We start from the raw sequence: 18,107 nt of genomic DNA, 5'->3' as shown, positions 1-18,107 counted from the left end.
GAAAATACTAAAATTAAAAACAGTGAAGAAAACGATACTCTTAAAAAAGAGAATGAGAACAAAACTAAAAAGTAGGAAGCTTTGAATATTATTTTTATAAAAAAAAGATACGCTTTACTGTATTGAAATAGCAATATTATTAAATAATTACGTAAAATTATTCTTATATTAGATTTAAAAGCACTTATTATTGTGTACAAGTTATAAGAAGATGTTTGAATTAATATCTATCTTTAGCTAATTTAATCTTATGAATTACAGTCAAATAGCCGTTTTATTTTTACAAGGTACTGTTGTTGCCGCCGTTATCCTTTTATTATTTAGACTTCGTAGAAGGTTGGGTATTGGGGTTTTATTTGCTTGCTTGGGTTTATTTCAGTTTGTACAGGTATTTCTTTCAAGTACTGTTTATATAACAATTACCAAAAATTTAATTGTTTCACCGGGTTCTTCTGTGTTTTTTACTGCAACACTTTTTGCGTTGCTAATTATTTATATTAAGGAAGATGCAAGTGAAACAAAAAAAATAATTTACGCATTGTTTATTGTAAACATTGTAATGTCATTTCTTTTAGAATCCTTTGGCTGGTATTTTGAAGAAAACTTGGTAGAGAATGCTTTTAAGTTATCAAAAAATGTTTTTGAAATTAGTGCATGGGTATTATTTGTGGGTACAATAGTGTTGTTTTTAGATTCGCTGTTGATGATAATTATTTTTGAATTTGTTTCTAAAAAAGTACGATTCTTATTCGTGCAGATTTGTATTACCATGTTGGTTGTTGTAAGTTTTGATACAGTGTTGTTTTCATTACTAGCTTTTTGGGGATTTGAAAATTTAGAATCAATTTTATTTTCAGGATTAATATCAAAAGGAGTTTTTACCGTTTTTTACAGCATTCTTTTTTATTTTTATTTAAAATATTTTGATGCAAGAGAACCGTTTACAGAAATTTTTAAGGTGAAAGATGTTTTTCAACCTTTAACTTATAAGCAAAAATTTGAATCTGCTTCACAAACCATTAAAAAAGCAGAAGAAGCACGAGAGGTTGCTTTACTTATTTCTAATAAAGAGAAAGAAAAGCGAATTGTACAATTAGAACAAAAGGAACATTCCTTGAGTGAAGCTAGTAAAGTAGCTAAAATAGGATATCAAGAATATGATATTGCAACAGACACGTATAAATGGTCTGATTATGTTTTTGAAATTTATGGATTAGACCCCAAAAATGGAGTTCCGACCGTCAAAGAAATTTTGTCAATTTTTGATAAAGATTCTCAAGAAAGGATTACGAAAGCGGCAAAAAAGCTTTCTTCAGAGGGAATTCCTTGTGATATTGAGTTAAGGTGTGTGCATAATACTAAAGAAGTAGTTTGGTTGCGGTATGTAGCAAATGCCGTTTACAACCAACAAAATATAATTGTTGGAAGAAGAGGTGTTGTACAAAATATTACAGATTCTAAAAAGGCACAACTAGAATTAGAGTTGTCTAAACAAAAGATTCAAACTTCTTTAGACTTGTTAAAGCGTAAGGAGTTTGCCTTAGAAGAAGTGAGTGCGATTGCTAAAATAGGCTATTGGGAATATGATAATGATCATGTGAATGTTATTTGGTCTGATTATCATTATGAAATATTTGGTTTAGACCCAGAAAAAGGAATTCCGCCACGAGAAGAATTGTTTGCGTTTTTTGATAAAGAATCTCAAGAAAAGATACGAGAAGGTAATTTAAATTTAGTTTCACAAGGTATTTCTTTTGATATTGAGTTGAAATTAATAAACTTAAAAAAGGAAGAAGTTTGGGTAAGAAATGTAGTTCAACCTGTATATAATCAACAAATTAAAGTTGTTGGAAGAAGAGGTCTTTTGCAAAATATTACAGATTATAAAAGAGCGCAAATAGAATTAGAATTGTCTAAAGAAAAGATTCAAACTTCTTTAAACTTACTAGAAAAAAGTCAACATTCATTGCAAGAGGCTAGTAAATTGGCTAAAATAGGCTATTGGGAATATGATATTGCAACGGACACTTTTACGTGGTCTGATTATATGTATCAAATGTATGGTTTAGATTTAAAAGATGGCATTCCGTCAAGAGAAGAAATTTATTCATTTTATGATATAGCATCTCAAAAAAAGATAGAGCAAGCCATACAAGATGTTAATGTAATTGAAGGTTCTTGTGATGTTGAATTAAAATTTATCAATCTAAAGAATGAAGAAATTTGGGAGCGTACTACGGCTAGATCTATTTACAATCAACAAAATGAACTTGTTGGAAGAGTGGGAGTTATGCAAAATATTACAGATTGGAAAAATGCACAATTTGAACTAGAATTATCGAAACAAAAGATACAAGATTCTTTAGATCTTTTAGAAAAAAGAGATTATTCTTTAACCGAGTCTAGTAGGATTGCTAAAATTGGGCATTGGGAATATGATATTGCATCAGACACTTTTATTTGGTCTGATTATGTTTACGAAGTTTATGGTTTTGAACTTGAAGAAAGTATTCCATCACGTAAAGAAATGGTTGGTTTTTATGATAAAGAATCTCAGAAAAAGTTAGCTCAAGCTACGCAAGACCTTACTTCTAAGGGAATTCCTTATGATATTGAATTAAAATTAACAAATAAAAAGAAGAAAGAGGTTTGGGTAAGAAATGTGGTGCAGCTTATTTACAATGATCAAAATGAAATTATTGGAAGAAGAGGTGTGGTACATAATATTACAGCTTCTAAAAATGCACAACTAGAATTAGAGCTTTCTAAAGAAAAGATTCAGACTTCTTTAATACTATCAGAAAAAAGGAAATACTCTATGGATGAGGCTAGTAAAATAGCCAGAATAGGTTATTGGGAGCATGATTTATTAACAGACACAGTAGTTTGGTCTGAGTATATGCATCGTATTTTTGGATCAAATGCCAAAGACGGTATTCCTTTGGAAGAAGAAATTTTGAAAAACTTTAAGAAAGAATCTCAAGAAAAGTTAATACAAGCAACTTTAAATCTTACTTCTAAGGGTATTTCTTATGATTTAGAGTTGCAATATATTAATTCAAAAAAAGAAATTATTTGGATTAGAAATGTTGCACAACCTATTTACAACAACCATTCTAAAATTGTTGGTAAAAGAGGTGTTTTACAGAATATTACAGCTTCTAAAAATGCACAACAAGAAATAGAGTTTTCTAAGCAAAAGTTAGAAACCACTTTAAAACTTTTAGAGAAAAAGGAATACTCTTTACGTAAAGCAAGTGAAATAGCTAAAATAGGATATCAAGAATATGTGAGCGCAACAGATACTTTTACATGGTCTGATTATGTTTATGCTATTTTAAGATTTGATATAAAACAAGGAATTCCATCTCGTGAAGAAATTTGGGAAAATTTTGATGATGAATCTAGAAAATTATATAAACAAGCTACTCTAGCCTTGATAGCAAAAGGGACACCCTTTGATCTTGAGTTGAAATTTATCACTAAAAATAAAGAAGAAGTTTGGGTTAGAAACGTGGTTCAGCCTGTTTATAATAAACAAAATAAAATTATAGGAAGAAGAGGTGTTTTACAAGATATTACAACTACTAAAAAGTCACAATTTGATTTAGAACGATCTAAGAGAAACATTCAAACCTCTTTAGAACTGTTAGAAAAAAGTGAATATTCTAAAAATGAAGCTAGTAAAATGGCTAAAATAGGATATATAGAATATGATATTGCTACAGATACTTTTGTGTGGTCTGAGTTTCTTTATGTTATTTTTGGATTGGATGCCAATCATCCAATTCCATCTCGTAATAAAATTATGACATTTTTTGATATAGAGTCTCAGAAAAAAATGAAACAAGTGACTTTAGATCTTGATTTGAATGGAATTCCTTATGATGTTGAACTGAAAATAATCAACAAAAAAAATAAGGAGGTTTGGGTTAGAATGATAGTACAACCTGTTTACAATAAGCAAAAGAAAGTTATAGGAAGAAGAGGTGTTATACAAGATATTACAGAGCGAAAAAAGATTGTAGAAGAACATTTAAGGGTAAAAGATAATTATAGAAGACTTTTTGATAATGCTACTGTTTCTATTTGGAATGAAGACTTTACACAGGTTTTTAAAGAAATAGAAACTCTTAGAAAACAGCAGATACCTAATATTAAAATATATTTAGAACAGCACCCAGATGTATTATCTACTTTACTTGTAAAATTAAAAATAAACAGTGTAAATGAAGCTACTTTAAAATTGTATAAAGTAAAAAATTATGAAGATTTTTTAATTAATTATCCAGAGACACTTGGTACAGGAGCAGAAAAAGTGTTTGCAAATCTAATAGAAGCTATATGGAATTATGAGAAAATGTTTTTATCTGAAGTAAATTTTAAAACACTAAATGGAGATGAGTTTGCGGCGTTAATTTCAATTCCTATACCTCAAACAGAAATAGAACAAAAGACGGTACCTGTTAGTATTCAAAGTATACAAAGTGTAAAAGACGCAGAATCGGCAAAAAGAGAATCTTTAAATAAATTAAAAGAAGCACAAGAATTAGCCCAAGTTGGTAGCTGGTCTCATAATCTTATAACTCAAGAATCAGAATGGTCAGACGAAACGTTTCGCATCTGGGATTTTGACGTAAGTAAACCCACACCTACTGGGATTGAAATTTTAAATAGAATACACAAAGATGACCATGAGCATTTTAATAATGCGGTAGAATTAGTGAACACAAAAGCAATACCTTATGATATTGAATTTAGAATTTGTTTACCTAATAATGTAGAAAAAACAATACGATCTATTTGTAAACCCATATTCGGAGAAACAGGAGAGGTGGTGAGTTTAAAAGGAACCAATCAAGATATTACAGAGCAAAAACGAATAAGGAGTGAAATTGAAAAAGCGGAAGAAATGTATCGTATTTTAACAGATAATTCTAATGATTTAATTTGCTTACAAGAACCAGACAGTACTTTTAGATATGTTAGTCCTTCTATAAAAAATTTATTAGGTTATGAACAATCAGAGTTTTTAGGTAAACAAATGTTTAGTATTGTTCATGAAGATGATGTTCAGCTTTTAAAAGATGCAATGAAGCAAATAAATTTAGGTGGTAAAGTAGATGGCGTTTCTTATAGGGTTCGTCATAAAAATGGGCATTTTATTTGGTTAGAATCTTTAGCATCTCTTGTTTCTAAGGAGAAAAACAACAACTATTATGTTACATCTTCTAGAGATATTACACAGGCAGTAATTGCAAAGCAAAAGATAGAAGAGTACCAAACATCACTTCAGAAGTTAACTACTGAAATGACTTTGATAGAAGAACAACAGAAAAAAGAAATTGCAACAAACATACATGATCATTTAAGCCAGTCTTTAGTGATTTCTAAAATGAAAATTAATGCATTGAAAAAAATGCCACAATTAAAATTGATAAATGATGATTTAAATTTTATTGAAACACATATTTCTGAAGCTTTAGAAAATAGCCGAAAAATTACTTACGAACTTTCGCCACCAGTATTGTATCAATTAGGTATTATTGAGGCATTATATTGGTTGTTTGATAATGTAGAAACTACGCATAAGATTGCCTGTGTAGTTAGCAGTAATGTAGACAATATTAAACTGAATGAAGTAAAATCTATTTTATTGTATAGAAGCATACAAGAAGTGCTAACCAATGTTATTAAGTATGCCAAAGCAACTAAAGTAACCTTAGATATTGATAAGAATAAACAAGGGGTAGATATTGTTATCAAAGATAATGGTATTGGTTTTGATACTTCTATATTAACTAATATTCATAATCATTCTGGGTCTGGTTTTGGTTTGTTTACAGTGCAAGAACGCATTAAAAACATACAAGGAAGATTTACGATAAAATCAAAAATAAATTTTGGTACAACTGTTAAACTTTTTATACCTTTATCTAAATGACTTATTTAAAAGAAATAAAAATACTGTTAGTAGACGATCATAAATTATTACGAGATGGTTTAAGAAACATTATTGAGCAAAAATCAAATATGCATATAATTGGTGAGGCTTCTGATGGTAGAGAGGCTATAAAATTATGTTCTAAATTGCTGCCAAATGTTATTGTAATGGATGTTGCCATGCCTGGTTTAAATGGAATAGAAGCAACAAGACAAATTCATAAAAACAATCCAAAAATAAAAATTATAGGACTTTCTATGCATTCTAGTAAGCAGTTTATACAAAGTATGTTTAAAGCTGGCGCTTTTGGTTATTTGTTAAAAGATGGAGATTCAGATGAATTGATTACAGCAATTTCTATAGTAATGCAAAATAAAAAATACCTTTCTAAAGACATTAATCAAGAGTTTCTTTCTGTGATAAAAGAGGTAAAAGCAATAGAAAAAACAAAATTGAGTACTAGAGAAAAAGAAGTATTACAATTGATTTCGGAAGGTAATTCATCTAAAAAAATAGGAGAAATATTGTTTTTAAGCCCAAAAACGGTAGATGTACATCGAAATAATATTATGAAAAAAATAGATTTATATACCATTCCAGAATTAACAAAATATGCAATTCAAGAAGGGTTAACTTCTTTAGATCTCTAATACTAATTGCCGTATTACGTTGGTTTCATAAAAAAAAGGATAAGCATTTTGCTTATGTTATTATTTGTAAAAACCGACTACCTTCACCTTGTGTTTAATTTAAGCAGGGAACCTTAATTTGAGATCAACTTTAAAGAATTTATTAATAGTAGAAGATAACTCTTATATAGCAAATAGTGTTGCTAATGCAGCTAAAGATGTTAGTAATATAGGAAATATATGTGTTGCGGTGTCTTTACAAGAAGCAATTTCTTGTATTAATAATAGTAGTTTTGACTTGGTAATTCTTGATTTAAAATTGCCCGATGGAAATGGTGTAGAGCTATTAAGAATGCTTAAAGAGAAAGAAATAGTTTCTAAAGTTTTTGTTTTTTCTATCAGCAAAGAACTAAAAAAGACTTGCTTAAAATACGGAGCGATTGATTTTTTTGATAAAGCCCAAGATTTTGATAAATTAGTAGAAGCTATTAAAAGGGCGTAGCTTAAAAAAAAATCTGTCTCAAATTAAAGAAAGTCAATATTTTTTATTTCCTATTATAACAATAAAAAGCTAAACAATAAGGGAGTTGTTTAGCTTTTTTTATTAACATAATTAAGGGAAATAAGTATATTAAGGTAATTTTTAATACTGCAAATATATTTAAGATTGCAAGGCTATACAATAGGTGATTTTCTTAATTCTTCTGAAAAATAATTTCTAATGAGTTTGTTTTTTAGAAAGTTTATAGCACTAAAAAAAGCTAAACTTTACGGGGGGTAGTTTAGCTTTTTTTTTATTTAATTAGGGGATTAAATATAATAACGAATTATTTAAAAGTACTTATAGATTTTTTGCTATACTAGGTATAAGTTTATAATCTACAATGCAAATATATTTAAGATTGTAAAACTATCCAATAGGTAATTTTCTTAATTATTTATAATGCAATATGTATATAAGGGTGTTTTTGAGGAGGTTCTCTAATTTTTTTATAAACAGTAATTGAGATAAAGTTATAATATGACTTTTAATTGAGCTTTAACTTTTCTGTTTAAAATTGAAATCATCAGCTGACTAGGATATAAAACAACAAAAAAAACCTGAACAATACTAGCTGTATTGTTCAGGTTTTTTTAAAGACTCTTTTTAAATTATAAAAGAGTAAAAATAATGTGTCTGATGTTATCTTGTAAAACGAAGTTCTTCAGAAATATCTGTTTCTACACTATTCACTAAAACATTACTAGAATGTTTTAATCTAAGTTCACTCTCATTAAAAAGAGAAATAGTATATTTTATACCATCTATAATTACAGTTCTATTTGTAACATCTAAAGAAAATGTTCCAGAATCTTCCCCACTTATAATTTCTGATTCTTCTGAAGGAGAATTTCCTGTAACCGATGTGGTTGTTGTAATTCTATAAGAATCATTAGAAGTAAATGTACCTGCAGATGCAAAAGTAAAGGTAGAATTTGTAAATGTATCACCAACAATTTTTATGGTAGTTACAATAGTACCTCCATTAATAGATTGTGTTTGCACCTCTGTAGATTGAAGATAAGTAAGGTTATAAGTGCCTGCAAAGCTAGCGCTACTTAAAGAAATAACAGGATCATCATCACTGCCACAACTAGTTGCTATAAATGCAAAAAAAGATAAAATTAAAATTGATTTAAAAGTTTTCATAGTGTTATGTATTAATTTAATGCAAATATATATATAATTTAGATTCAAAATTATGAAACTTAAATACTTTCTAACATTTCTGTAGCATTTTCTTTAATGCTATTATCACCTTTTATAATTGAAGGAAAAATAGCAGGAGCAATACTTTTAACGGTAGAAAACAATATAGATTGTTCTAAAGTTTCTTTTTCTACAAAAGGAATTGTGTTGTTCATTTTTCCAAAGAAAAGAAAAATAACACTTAATATAAGACCTATCTTTAAGGCGCCAAAAACACCGCCTAAAATTTTATTGATAATACCTAATGACGCAAAATCTGCAATTTTAGTAAGTATTTTTCCTAACATGGCAATTACAATAATAATAACCACAAAGGTACCAGCAAAAGCAGCTAATGAAACGTATTTTTCATCCCATGCTACGCTGTCTTTTAACCAATCTGAAATGTAAAATGAAAAATGAATGGCTCCGTAAACTCCTGCAATTAAAGCTACTAAAGAGGCAACTTCTACAAACAGGCCTTTTAGTACACCTCTAACAAACCCAAAAAGTAATAATGCAGCTATAATTATATCAAAAGTATTCATAAAAATAAATTTATCAAACCTACATCTTTTTTTTACAATTTAAAAATCTCAGTTGTATCTTTACTTTTTTTAATAATTTATATGCAACAAATAAGCAATCTTAAAGAAAAGTGGACATTTTTAGTAGCTAAGTTAACAACGCAATTTGCGGATGGTGACGAACTAAATATAGACGGAATTATTTATTTAATTGGTGTACAAGAACTAGGACAAGGACATAGACCTTTTAAAAAAGATGAAAAAGTAAACTTAATGCACATTGCAATTTGTAAACTATTAGAACCTTATGGCTATTACGAATTCGATTTTTTTGACAAAGATGGATGGCCACATTATAAAACCATTACAGAGCTGCCAAATTTAAAACCAGGCGAACAATCTGTATTGATGAAAGAAGCAATTATTAACTATTTTGAAGGATTAGACTATTTTAAAAGTTTAGGTAACTCTTAATTTTCGTATCAGAATAGAGAGTAATTTAGGATAAAAACGTTTGGCATAAACGCCCATTTTTTCTTTTATACCTGCAATATATACTTCTTCTTTCTTCTTTTTTATTGCGGTAAGCATCAAGTTTGCAAAGTGTGCTGGGTCAATTCCATTTTGTGTAGCCATATCCATTTTTCCTTGCAAAGTACCATCACCAATTAATGCGTTTTTAGAAATATTTGTACGAACAAAACCAGGACAAATTAGGGTAACAAAAATTTTATTTTGATGTTGTTCTGCGCGTAAACTATCAAAAAAACCGTGTAATGCATGTTTGCTAGCAGCGTAACTAGAGCGCAAAGGAGTTCCAATTTTTCCTACAATACTTGTGGTAACTACAAAATGGCCATTTTTATTTTTAATAAAATGAGGTAAAATGGCTTTTGTTAACGCAACGGTACCTAAATAATTAATATCCATTAGTCGTTTATCAACATTAATAGCGGTGTCTTTTACTAAAGACCTTTGGCTTATTCCGCCATTGTTTACCAAAATATCTATTCGTTTGAAAACGGAAATAGCTGCTGTTGCTTTGTTTTGCAGATTGTTATAATCTTCTAAATCTAACGGAAGAACATGTATGTTAGCACAATTTTCACAAGAATTTTTTACTTCTTCTAGGGCTGTTTTATTTCTAGAGGATAAAATAAGTTTAGCACCTTGTTTGGCAAATGCTCTTGCTAAAGCTTTCCCTATTCCAGAAGAGGCTCCTGTAATCCAAATTACTTTTCCGGAAAATGCCATCATTTTATTTTTTTATTGTTACAATATACCAATTTTGAAGTAGAAATAGTACTTTTGGTACACTTCTTGAAAATATAAAATTAAACAAAAAATTAGAAGAAAATGTTCAAAAAAATACTTGCTTTATTATTCTTAGTTACCTCATTTGTACAAGCACAACATAGTATAAAAGGAACTATGAGTCCGGCGCCAAAATCAGATTGGGTTATATTGTATAAAATTGAAGGTGCTAAACAACTTTTTGTAAAAAACACTACCATTAAAATTGATACAATTACAACAGGTGGAAAAAATGAAATTGTGGGTAATTTTGAATTCACGCTTCCCGAAAATGCAAATATTGGTGCATACAGGGCAACTTATAAATTAGAAGGTGTTGGGTTTGTAGATCTTTTTTATAATAAAGAAAATGTTTCATTTGTTTTTAACCCAGAAAAACCAACAGAAACGCTTACTTTTTTAGAGTCTGACGTTAATATTTTATACAAAGAATACCTTACAGAAATTTATAACACTCAGCAAGCATTAGATGCAGTTCAACTATCGCTATTTCAAAATCCAGATTTAAATCTGGAAAGGAAATATAGAAAAGCCTATGAGAACGTAAATAAGGTACAAGCTAAATATGTATCAGCTTCAAAAGACACTTATATATACCCTTTTGTTACAGCTAGTTCAAAATATAATTTGCCAGAGATTACAACATCTTCTGCAGCATATTTGAATAACGTTACCAATACTTTTTTTGATAATATAGATTTTACGAATAAAACACTTTTAAACTCATCATTTTTAGTAGATAGAATTACCGATTTTATATTTTACTTAAATGGTTCTGACGACTTTAAAACTCAGCAAAACCTTTATAAAAATGCTATTGAAAAAGTGTTATCAAAAATTAAAGAACCTCATTTTAGAAAAGATGTAATAAGTTTTTTAATCACTCAATTTAATGGCTCAAAAAATATAGAAATTGTAGATTATTTATTTAAAAACTACTACAATAAATTGCCAGAAACCATACAAGACAACAAATTTAAAAAAGAAATAGTTGCCAATTTGGCAGCAGAAGTTGGTAGAATAGCGCCCAATTTTTCTTGGACCGAAAATAAGAAATACATGAGTCTTTCTTCCTTAGATGAATCAGATAATTACTTGTTAATTTTTTGGAGTACAACGTGTTCTCATTGTTTAAATGAAATACCTCAAGTATATAATTTTTTAAAAGATAATACAGCCGTTAAGGTAGTTGCCTTTGCCATGGAAAATGACGAACTAGGGTTTAATGTTTATAAGGAAAAATTCTTAGGATGGCATCATGTTTTAGGTTTGAATAAATGGGAAAATAAAACATCAAGAACTTATAATATTAACGCTACACCTTCTTATTTTATATTAGATGCTGATAAAAAAATAATAGCAAAACCAGAGACTATAGAGGAGTTAAAAGAATTGTTAAGCAAAGAAGAATGAGAATCTTTTTAGCTACATTTTGTATTTTATTTATTGTTTTTACAAGCAATAGTCAAAGAAATTTTAAGGTTAAAGACACTGCTCCCAATTTTAAATTATGGATGTTAGATGGTGCTAAACTAACCCAAGAAGATATAAAAGGAAAAGTAGTTGTTTTTAAGTTTTGGTTTACATCTTGTATGCCTTGTTTGGTAGACATACCCACATTAAATAGTTTGGTAAAGGAGTTTGAAAATGAAAAAGACATTTTATTTATTGCACCAGCTTTAGACAGGAAACCTGTTATAGAAAAACTGTTAGAAAAACATCCTTTTAATTTTAAAATAGCGTATTCTGCTATGGATGTTAGTCAGAAATTTAATAAAAACCAAGTGTATCCATCTTATTTTGTAATCGATAAAAACGGAAAATTTGCCTATGTAGATAGTGCTACTAAAATATCTGCATTTAAACCGTTAAAAAAGGCCATTTTAAAGGCATTGCATAATTAAGTTTGATGAATTTATATCAACTTAAAAAATTTTGTAAGAAGATAAATTAGTACAGATTTATTTTTTGAATACCTAAACTTTACACTCTAAAACTTGTTGTGTTTTTCTTCTAATGAAAGATATTGATTAGTCTTAGGTTTTTTTTATGGATGCAATAACAATACCCACAATTACCAATAATGCTCCTAAAAATTGCAATAAAGTTAATTCTTCATTCAGAAAAATAGCAGCCAATATAATAGTAGATATTGGCCCGATTCCTGCAACAATTGCAAAATTTGATGAATTGATTATTTTTATAGAAGCAGACACTAAAAATGAAGGAATTACAGTGGCAAAAACGGCAATTAAAAACCCTAAACCATAAACTTGCCAAGGCAGATGTAATAAATTTGTTTCACCAACAATACTGTAATGCAAAAACACACTTACACAAGAAACAAGCATTGCATAAGCCGTAAATTTTACAACGCCAAATTTAGGAATTAACCAACCACTTCCTACCAAATAAGACGCATAGGTTAAAGCACTTAATAGTATAAAAAAGCCTCCAATATAAACTTCATTACCAGAAATATCTATTTCATCAGAAAAAGCAATTACAATACCTAAGTAAGATAAAAATATGGCAATTGCCTGGGTTTTAGTAATGGGTTTGTTAAAAAATAATCTATTAAATAGAATAACAATGGTAGGATATACAAACAAAATAATCCGTTCTAAGCTGGCTTTAATAAAGGTTAACCCAACAAAGTCGAAAAAACTAGCTAGATAGTAGCCAACCAAACCAAAAAACACCACCCAATAATACTCTTTTTTGGTGATGTTAATTTCCTTATTTTTATTTCTATACAAGTAAGCAATTACTACATAAAAAGGAAAAGAAAACAACATTCTTAAGAACAACATGGTAATGGCATCTACTTTATAATTGTAGGCAAGTTTAACCATTACAGCTTTAGACGAGAAAAGTACAATGCCTAAAACGCCCAAAAAAATACCAAACCAAAACTTTTTAGCCATCATGCAGCCAAAGTAAAACTAGTTCAGAAAATAATTCTTTTTATGATGTTTAAAATACGATGCTCAACCAAAACAATAAAGAACTGTTAAGGTATTAAAAATGGAGAAAAGCATCTTCTAAATGCTCAATTTTTGTAGTGTTTTTTTGATGAATAATGGCAATAATATCAAATCTAACTTCTACATCTAAATCTCTTTCTACAACGTAATGATCTATGGCAAGTAGTAATAATTGAATTTTTTTTGGTGTTATAAAATCTTGAGGATTGCCAAAATAATCTGTACTTCTGGTTTTTACTTCTATCACCGCAAGGGTATTTTCTTTTTGAGCAATAATATCTACTTCCGCTTTTAAATACCGGTAGTTTTTTTCTAAGATTTTATAATTGTTTTCAATTAAAAAGTGAATCGCCAATTGTTCTCCCTTTTTACCAAGTTCATTATGGTCTGCCATGTGATTAAATTACAAATTTTTTATTACTTTTTATGCAAACCCAAAAAGTAACGTTAAAAAAATCTGTTCAATAAACAGAATAATCTCTTCTGTATAGTGTTTGTTTCTTAAAGATTTTCATAAAAGAGGACTTATTTATTAATAAGTTTTTAATAATATGTGATTTTTTTTATAAAAAAGACGATATAATTTGTTAGTTAGAATTTAATCTTTAGATTTGCGGTCTTAAACAAAGAGAATACAAATGTTAAATAACACTTTTACTCGTTTCTATTTTTACTTTTATTTTTACAATAAGAGGAGAGACTTTGTATCATGTTGTTAAGAAACAAATAAAATATATAAAGTCTCGAATTTAATTCGAGGCTTTTTTTTTGATATTATTTATTTATAATGAATAAAATAGTTGCCATACAAGGAGCAGAAGGCTCAAACCATCATAAAGTTGCAAGAGACTTTTATGGAAAATCAATTCAAGTAAAAGAATGTATGTCTTTTGATGCGTTGGTAGATAGCTTATTAAACAAATCTGCAGACTTGGGTATTATGGCTATAGAGAATACCATTGCAGGCTCAATAATTCCTAATTACGCTTTAATTGATAAACATAATTTACACATTACGGGTGAAGAGTATTTGAATATTCATCATCATTTAATGTGTTTAGAAGGACAAAAAATAGAAGATATTAAAGAAGTTTGGTCGCATCCAATGGCGTTGTTACAATGTAAAGAATTCTTTAAAAAACATCCTCATATTAAATTAGTTGAAGATGTAGATACTGCAGAAGTAGCCAAAAGAATTGCGAAGGATAATTTAATTGGAATTGCAGCAATTGCTCCTAAAATAGCCGCAGATATATTTAAATTAGAAGTTATTGAAGATGAAATTCAGACTATAAAAGACAATTCTACACGTTTTGTTCTGGTTCAAATAGAAGAACCTAATAATGGTATTGATCAAATAAACAAAGCTTCTTTAAAATTTCAATTAAATCATAAAAGAGGCAGTTTGGCAGCAATTTTAAATGTGTTGAGTGATTGTAAAATGAACTTAACCAAAATTCAATCACTTCCAGTAATAGAAATGCCTTGGAAATATTCATTTTTTGTAGATGTTACTTTTGAGGAGTATCAAGATTATAAAAAAGCGGAAGCAATTATGGAAATAATGGCGGAAGAATTCAAAATTTTAGGAACCTATAAAAACGGAAGGATTTAGCCTTTCCTGAATTTATTTCAGGATCTGTAAGCAAACAAAGATATGATACAACCAGCCAAAAGATTAGACACAGTGCAAGAATACTATTTCTCTAAAAAGTTAAGAGAAGTTAGAAGTTTAGCAGCTGCAGGAAAGCCAATTATTAATATGGGTATTGGCTCGCCAGATTTGCAACCACCAGCTAAAGTATTAGCAGCTATTCAAGGAAGTTTGAATGATGCAAGTGCTCATAAATATCAATCCTATCAGGGATTGCCAGAATTAAGAAATGCAATTTCTAATTTCTATAAAAACAAGTTTTCTGTAGATACAAATCCAGAGAATGAGGTGTTACCATTAATGGGAAGCAAAGAAGGAATTATGCATATTTCTATGGCTTTTTTAAACGAAGGCGATAAAGTTTTAATTCCAAATCCTGGATATCCAACATATACATCAGTTACAAAATTAGTAGGCGCAGAACCACTTTTTTATAATTTAAGTGATGATCATAATTGGCAACCAAATTTTGAGGAATTAGAAGCACAAGATTTAACGGATGTAAAAATTATGTGGGTAAATTATCCGCACATGCCAACAGGAACAAATGCAACTTTAGAAACCTTTGAAAAGTTAGTTGCATTTGGGAAAAAGCACCATATTTTAATTATTAATGACAATCCGTATAGTTTTATTTTAAATGATAAACCGATTAGTATTTTGCAAGTTAAAGGTGCAAAAGACATTGCTTTAGAATTAAATTCTTTAAGCAAAACCTTTAATATGGCAGGATGGCGTGTTGGGATGGTTTTAGGAAAAGCTTCTTACATCAACGAAATATTAAAAGTAAAATCTAATATGGATTCTGGTATGTTTTACGGAATTCAAAAAGGAGCAATAGAAGCATTACAATTATCAGACGATTGGTTTTTAGCACAAAATAAAATATACGAAGAACGTAGAAATTTAATGTGGCAATTGGCAGATAAATTAGATGCCGTTTATGATAAAAACTCCACAGGATTGTTTGTTTGGGCAAAAATTCCCGAAGGAAAAAAATCGGAAGAAGTAACAGATTCAGTGTTGTATGATCATGATATTTTTATAACACCAGGTACTATTTTTGGTTCTCAAGGAGAAGGATATATCCGTTTTTCATTATGTGTAACAACAGATGTAATTAAAGAAGCAATTAATAGATTTCAATAGCAATGGGTTTCAAGCCATTGAATGGATTTTAATTCATTGAAGATTTGAATAGCAATGGGTTTCAACCCATTGAATGGAATAGGTTTCAACCCATTAAAAAATAATTAGCAATGGGTTGTAACCCATTGAAAAAAGAATAAAATGAAAAATATATACATGATTGGTGTTGGTTTAATTGGCGGTAGTTTTGCTATCGACATAAAAAAACGCAATCCGGATGTTGTAATACACGGAATTAGTAGAAAAGATGAGACTTTAAACAAGGCCTTAGAATTAAAACTAATTGATAAAAAAGCCACGTTAGACGATATTGAAAATGCAGATTTGGTAATTGTATCAATTCCTGTAGATGCAACGGTAAAATTATTACCAACAATTTTAGATAAAATATCAGATACAGGTTTGGTAGTAGATGCTGGTTCTACAAAAGAAGCAATTTGTAAGGTGGTTGAACATCATCCAAAAAGAAGAAATTTTTTAGCCTGTCATCCAATAGCCGGAACAGAAAATTCTGGACCAACAGCGGCTATACCCGGCTTATACGTTGGAAAAACCAATATTATTTGCGAAGTAGAAAAGACAACTTTTAAGCTTCAAGAAAAAGCTTTAAAGCTTTTTGCAGACATTGGAATGCGTATTCGGTACATGGACCCAGTTTCGCATGATAAACATATTGCGTATGTTTCGCACTTATCTCACATTAGTGCATTTATGTTGGGTAAAACCGTTATCAATAAAGAAAAAAATGAACGCGATATTTTTGATATGGCAGGTTCCGGATTTAGATCTACAGTTCGTTTGGCAAAAAGTTCGCCAGCCATGTGGACACCAATTTTTAAACAAAATAAAGAAAACGTAATAGAAACCTTAGAAGAATACATCAGTAATTTACAACATTTTAAAGAATTGATGCAAGAAGATAATTTCTCCGAAATTTATAACGAAATGGAGAACACAAATTATATAACACAAATTTTAAACGGCATAAAATAATAAGCCACAATAAGTAGAAAAATGGAGAATACTAAAGAATTAAGAACATGGTTGGATGATATGAAATTAAATCATCCACTAGTAATAGCAGGGCCTTGTAGTGCAGAAACCGAAGAACAGGTTTTAAAAATTGCACACGAACTAAAAGATTCTGATGTAAGCTATTTTAGAGCAGGAATATGGAAACCAAGAACAAGACCAGGAATGTTTGAAGGTGTTGGAGAAATTGGTTTACACTGGTTAAAGAAAGTAAAAGAAGAAACAGGTATGAAAACCTGTACAGAAGTTGCAAATGCAGCGCATGTAAAGTTAGCTTTAGAGCATGATGTAGACTTATTATGGATTGGTGCACGTTCTACTGTATCTCCTTTTATCATGCAAGAAATTGCAGATGCTTTGGCAGGAACAGACAAAATTGTATTGGTTAAAAATCCTGTGAATCCAGATTTAGCTTTATGGTTAGGTGGTATCGAAAGATTATATACTGCAGGAATCAAAAATCTTGGAGCAATTCACAGAGGATTTTCAACGTATGAAAAATCAAAATATAGAAATACTCCAGAATGGCAATTAGCTATTGAGTTTCAAAATAAATTTCCAGATTTACCATTAATCAATGATCCTTCTCATATTACAGGAAAAAGAGATATGGTTTTTGATGTTTGTCAAACAGCTTTAGATTTAAACTTTGATGGTTTAATGATTGAGACTCACTTTGACCCAGAAAACGCTTGGTCAGACGCTGCACAACAAGTTACACCAGATTCTTTAAAGCAAATAATGCAAGACTTAAAAGTTAAAAAGGAAACTGAAACTGCTGTTAGTTACAGAGAACCTTTAGAAAACTTAAGAGCACAGATTAACGTGGTAGACGATCAATTAATAGATTTATTAGGTAAAAGAATGCAAGTTGCCGATAAAATAGGTCAATTAAAGAAAGACGAAAACGTAGCCGTTTTACAATCACGTCGTTGGAACGAAATTTTAGGAAACATGGTTATGGAAGGTAGTGGTAAAGGTTTAAGTGAAGAGTTTGTTTTAAAAATGTTTAAAGCAATTCACCAAGAATCTATCAATCATCAAGAAAAAATTATTAACGGATAGTTTTTTAAACATAGAATTTTATTTAAAATGCCTTCAAGTTTGTAAAATTTGAAGGTATTTTTTTTGGGCGTTACCAC

The 18,107-nt window shown here is 29.4% G+C and carries 15 protein-coding genes; 10 read left to right on the top strand and 5 right to left on the bottom strand.

The window, feature by feature from the left end; translation table 11 throughout:
• Positions 1-250 precede the first annotated feature (250 nt).
• The 3 genes from ACSHW5_RS07450 (at position 251) to ACSHW5_RS07440 (ending at position 7,075) form a co-directional block, all read left to right on the top strand.
• Entirely contained in the window at positions 251-5,944 is a 5,694-nt protein-coding gene (locus ACSHW5_RS07450; RefSeq protein ID WP_435675485.1) for a PAS domain-containing protein, read from the top strand.
• Complete coding sequence (locus ACSHW5_RS07445) at positions 5,941-6,594, top strand: response regulator (protein ID WP_435675484.1); 654 nt, start codon at positions 5,941-5,943, stop codon at positions 6,592-6,594. The genes ACSHW5_RS07450 and ACSHW5_RS07445 overlap by 4 nt, the downstream gene beginning before the upstream one ends.
• Before the next feature lie 118 nt (positions 6,595-6,712).
• Positions 6,713-7,075 (top strand): response regulator, encoded by a 363-nt coding sequence (locus tag ACSHW5_RS07440; RefSeq protein WP_435675483.1) that lies wholly within the window; start codon positions 6,713-6,715, stop codon positions 7,073-7,075.
• A gap of 681 nt (positions 7,076-7,756) precedes the next feature.
• Here the strand turns inward: ACSHW5_RS07440 and ACSHW5_RS07435 are convergent.
• Entirely contained in the window at positions 7,757-8,263 is a 507-nt protein-coding gene (locus ACSHW5_RS07435; protein ID WP_435675482.1) for a hypothetical protein, read from the bottom strand.
• A gap of 59 nt (positions 8,264-8,322) precedes the next feature.
• Positions 8,323-8,850: a CvpA family protein gene (locus tag ACSHW5_RS07430; protein ID WP_435675481.1), complete on the bottom strand. Its 528-nt coding sequence runs from the start codon at positions 8,848-8,850 to the stop codon at positions 8,323-8,325.
• Between the two features lie 81 nt (positions 8,851-8,931).
• Here ACSHW5_RS07430 and ACSHW5_RS07425 point away from each other — a divergent pair, with 81 nt between their 5' ends.
• Complete coding sequence (locus ACSHW5_RS07425) at positions 8,932-9,303, top strand: hypothetical protein (protein ID WP_435675480.1); 372 nt, start codon at positions 8,932-8,934, stop codon at positions 9,301-9,303.
• On the opposite strand, the gene ACSHW5_RS07420 is transcribed toward ACSHW5_RS07425, so the two are convergent.
• Positions 9,289-10,083: an SDR family oxidoreductase gene (locus tag ACSHW5_RS07420; RefSeq protein ID WP_435675533.1), complete on the bottom strand. Its 795-nt coding sequence runs from the start codon at positions 10,081-10,083 to the stop codon at positions 9,289-9,291. The two genes, ACSHW5_RS07425 and ACSHW5_RS07420, sit on opposite strands and share 15 nt — an antisense overlap.
• A 102-nt stretch (positions 10,084-10,185) precedes the next feature.
• Here ACSHW5_RS07420 and ACSHW5_RS07415 point away from each other — a divergent pair, with 102 nt between their 5' ends.
• Positions 10,186-11,556, top strand: coding sequence for a TlpA family protein disulfide reductase (locus ACSHW5_RS07415; protein ID WP_435675479.1), 1,371 nt, complete (start codon positions 10,186-10,188; stop codon positions 11,554-11,556).
• Positions 11,553-12,047 carry a TlpA family protein disulfide reductase gene (locus ACSHW5_RS07410; RefSeq protein WP_435675478.1) on the top strand — a complete coding sequence of 165 codons (495 nt, stop codon included), beginning with the start codon at positions 11,553-11,555 and terminating at the stop codon, positions 12,045-12,047. The genes ACSHW5_RS07415 and ACSHW5_RS07410 overlap by 4 nt, the downstream gene beginning before the upstream one ends.
• Positions 12,048-12,179: 132 nt before the next feature.
• Here the strand turns inward: ACSHW5_RS07410 and ACSHW5_RS07405 are convergent, their stop codons facing one another.
• Together ACSHW5_RS07405 and ACSHW5_RS07400 are read right to left on the bottom strand one after the other, a co-directional pair.
• Positions 12,180-13,073, bottom strand: a complete 894-nt coding sequence (locus ACSHW5_RS07405; RefSeq protein ID WP_435675477.1) for a DMT family transporter — start codon at positions 13,071-13,073, stop codon at positions 12,180-12,182.
• 91 nt (positions 13,074-13,164) lie between these two features.
• Positions 13,165-13,524, bottom strand: a complete 360-nt coding sequence (locus ACSHW5_RS07400) for a YraN family protein (RefSeq protein ID WP_435675476.1) — start codon at positions 13,522-13,524, stop codon at positions 13,165-13,167.
• A 393-nt stretch (positions 13,525-13,917) separates the two neighbouring features.
• On the opposite strand from ACSHW5_RS07400, the gene ACSHW5_RS07395 reads away from it, so the two are divergent.
• The 4 genes from ACSHW5_RS07395 to ACSHW5_RS07380 all read left to right on the top strand — a co-directional run bounded on the left by ACSHW5_RS07395 (position 13,918) and on the right by ACSHW5_RS07380 (position 18,030).
• Entirely contained in the window at positions 13,918-14,745 is an 828-nt protein-coding gene (locus ACSHW5_RS07395) for a prephenate dehydratase (protein WP_435675475.1), read from the top strand.
• A 42-nt stretch (positions 14,746-14,787) separates the two neighbouring features.
• Positions 14,788-15,933 carry a pyridoxal phosphate-dependent aminotransferase gene (locus ACSHW5_RS07390; protein WP_435675474.1) on the top strand — a complete coding sequence of 382 codons (1,146 nt, stop codon included), beginning with the start codon at positions 14,788-14,790 and terminating at the stop codon, positions 15,931-15,933.
• Between the two features lie 141 nt (positions 15,934-16,074).
• Entirely contained in the window at positions 16,075-16,926 is an 852-nt protein-coding gene (locus ACSHW5_RS07385; RefSeq protein ID WP_435675473.1) for a prephenate dehydrogenase, read from the top strand.
• A 21-nt stretch (positions 16,927-16,947) separates the two neighbouring features.
• Positions 16,948-18,030, top strand: coding sequence for a chorismate mutase (locus tag ACSHW5_RS07380; RefSeq protein ID WP_435675472.1), 1,083 nt, complete (start codon positions 16,948-16,950; stop codon positions 18,028-18,030).
• Positions 18,031-18,107 lie beyond the last annotated feature (77 nt).

This window comes from Polaribacter sp. (assembly GCF_051251875.1).
In the GTDB taxonomy this organism is placed as follows: domain Bacteria; phylum Bacteroidota; class Bacteroidia; order Flavobacteriales; family Flavobacteriaceae; genus Polaribacter.
The sequence above is the reverse complement of the archived record's forward strand: the minus strand, read 5'-3'. Positions and strand labels throughout refer to the sequence as shown.

Coding starts and splice junctions, on each gene's coding strand:
- ACSHW5_RS07430 (WP_435675481.1), bottom strand. CDS start 8,850: ATGAATACTTTTGATATAATTATAGCTGCATTATTACTTTTTGGGTTT.
- ACSHW5_RS07395 (WP_435675475.1), top strand. CDS start 13,918: ATGAATAAAATAGTTGCCATACAAGGAGCAGAAGGCTCAAACCATCAT.
- ACSHW5_RS07445 (WP_435675484.1), top strand. CDS start 5,941: ATGACTTATTTAAAAGAAATAAAAATACTGTTAGTAGACGATCATAAA.
- ACSHW5_RS07405 (WP_435675477.1), bottom strand. CDS start 13,073: ATGATGGCTAAAAAGTTTTGGTTTGGTATTTTTTTGGGCGTTTTAGGC.
- ACSHW5_RS07410 (WP_435675478.1), top strand. CDS start 11,553: ATGAGAATCTTTTTAGCTACATTTTGTATTTTATTTATTGTTTTTACA.
- ACSHW5_RS07390 (WP_435675474.1), top strand. CDS start 14,788: ATGATACAACCAGCCAAAAGATTAGACACAGTGCAAGAATACTATTTC.
- ACSHW5_RS07385 (WP_435675473.1), top strand. CDS start 16,075: ATGAAAAATATATACATGATTGGTGTTGGTTTAATTGGCGGTAGTTTT.
- ACSHW5_RS07450 (WP_435675485.1), top strand. CDS start 251: ATGAATTACAGTCAAATAGCCGTTTTATTTTTACAAGGTACTGTTGTT.
- ACSHW5_RS07435 (WP_435675482.1), bottom strand. CDS start 8,263: ATGAAAACTTTTAAATCAATTTTAATTTTATCTTTTTTTGCATTTATA.
- ACSHW5_RS07425 (WP_435675480.1), top strand. CDS start 8,932: ATGCAACAAATAAGCAATCTTAAAGAAAAGTGGACATTTTTAGTAGCT.
- ACSHW5_RS07380 (WP_435675472.1), top strand. CDS start 16,948: ATGGAGAATACTAAAGAATTAAGAACATGGTTGGATGATATGAAATTA.
- ACSHW5_RS07415 (WP_435675479.1), top strand. CDS start 10,186: ATGTTCAAAAAAATACTTGCTTTATTATTCTTAGTTACCTCATTTGTA.
- ACSHW5_RS07420 (WP_435675533.1), bottom strand. CDS start 10,083: ATGGCATTTTCCGGAAAAGTAATTTGGATTACAGGAGCCTCTTCTGGA.
- ACSHW5_RS07400 (WP_435675476.1), bottom strand. CDS start 13,524: ATGGCAGACCATAATGAACTTGGTAAAAAGGGAGAACAATTGGCGATT.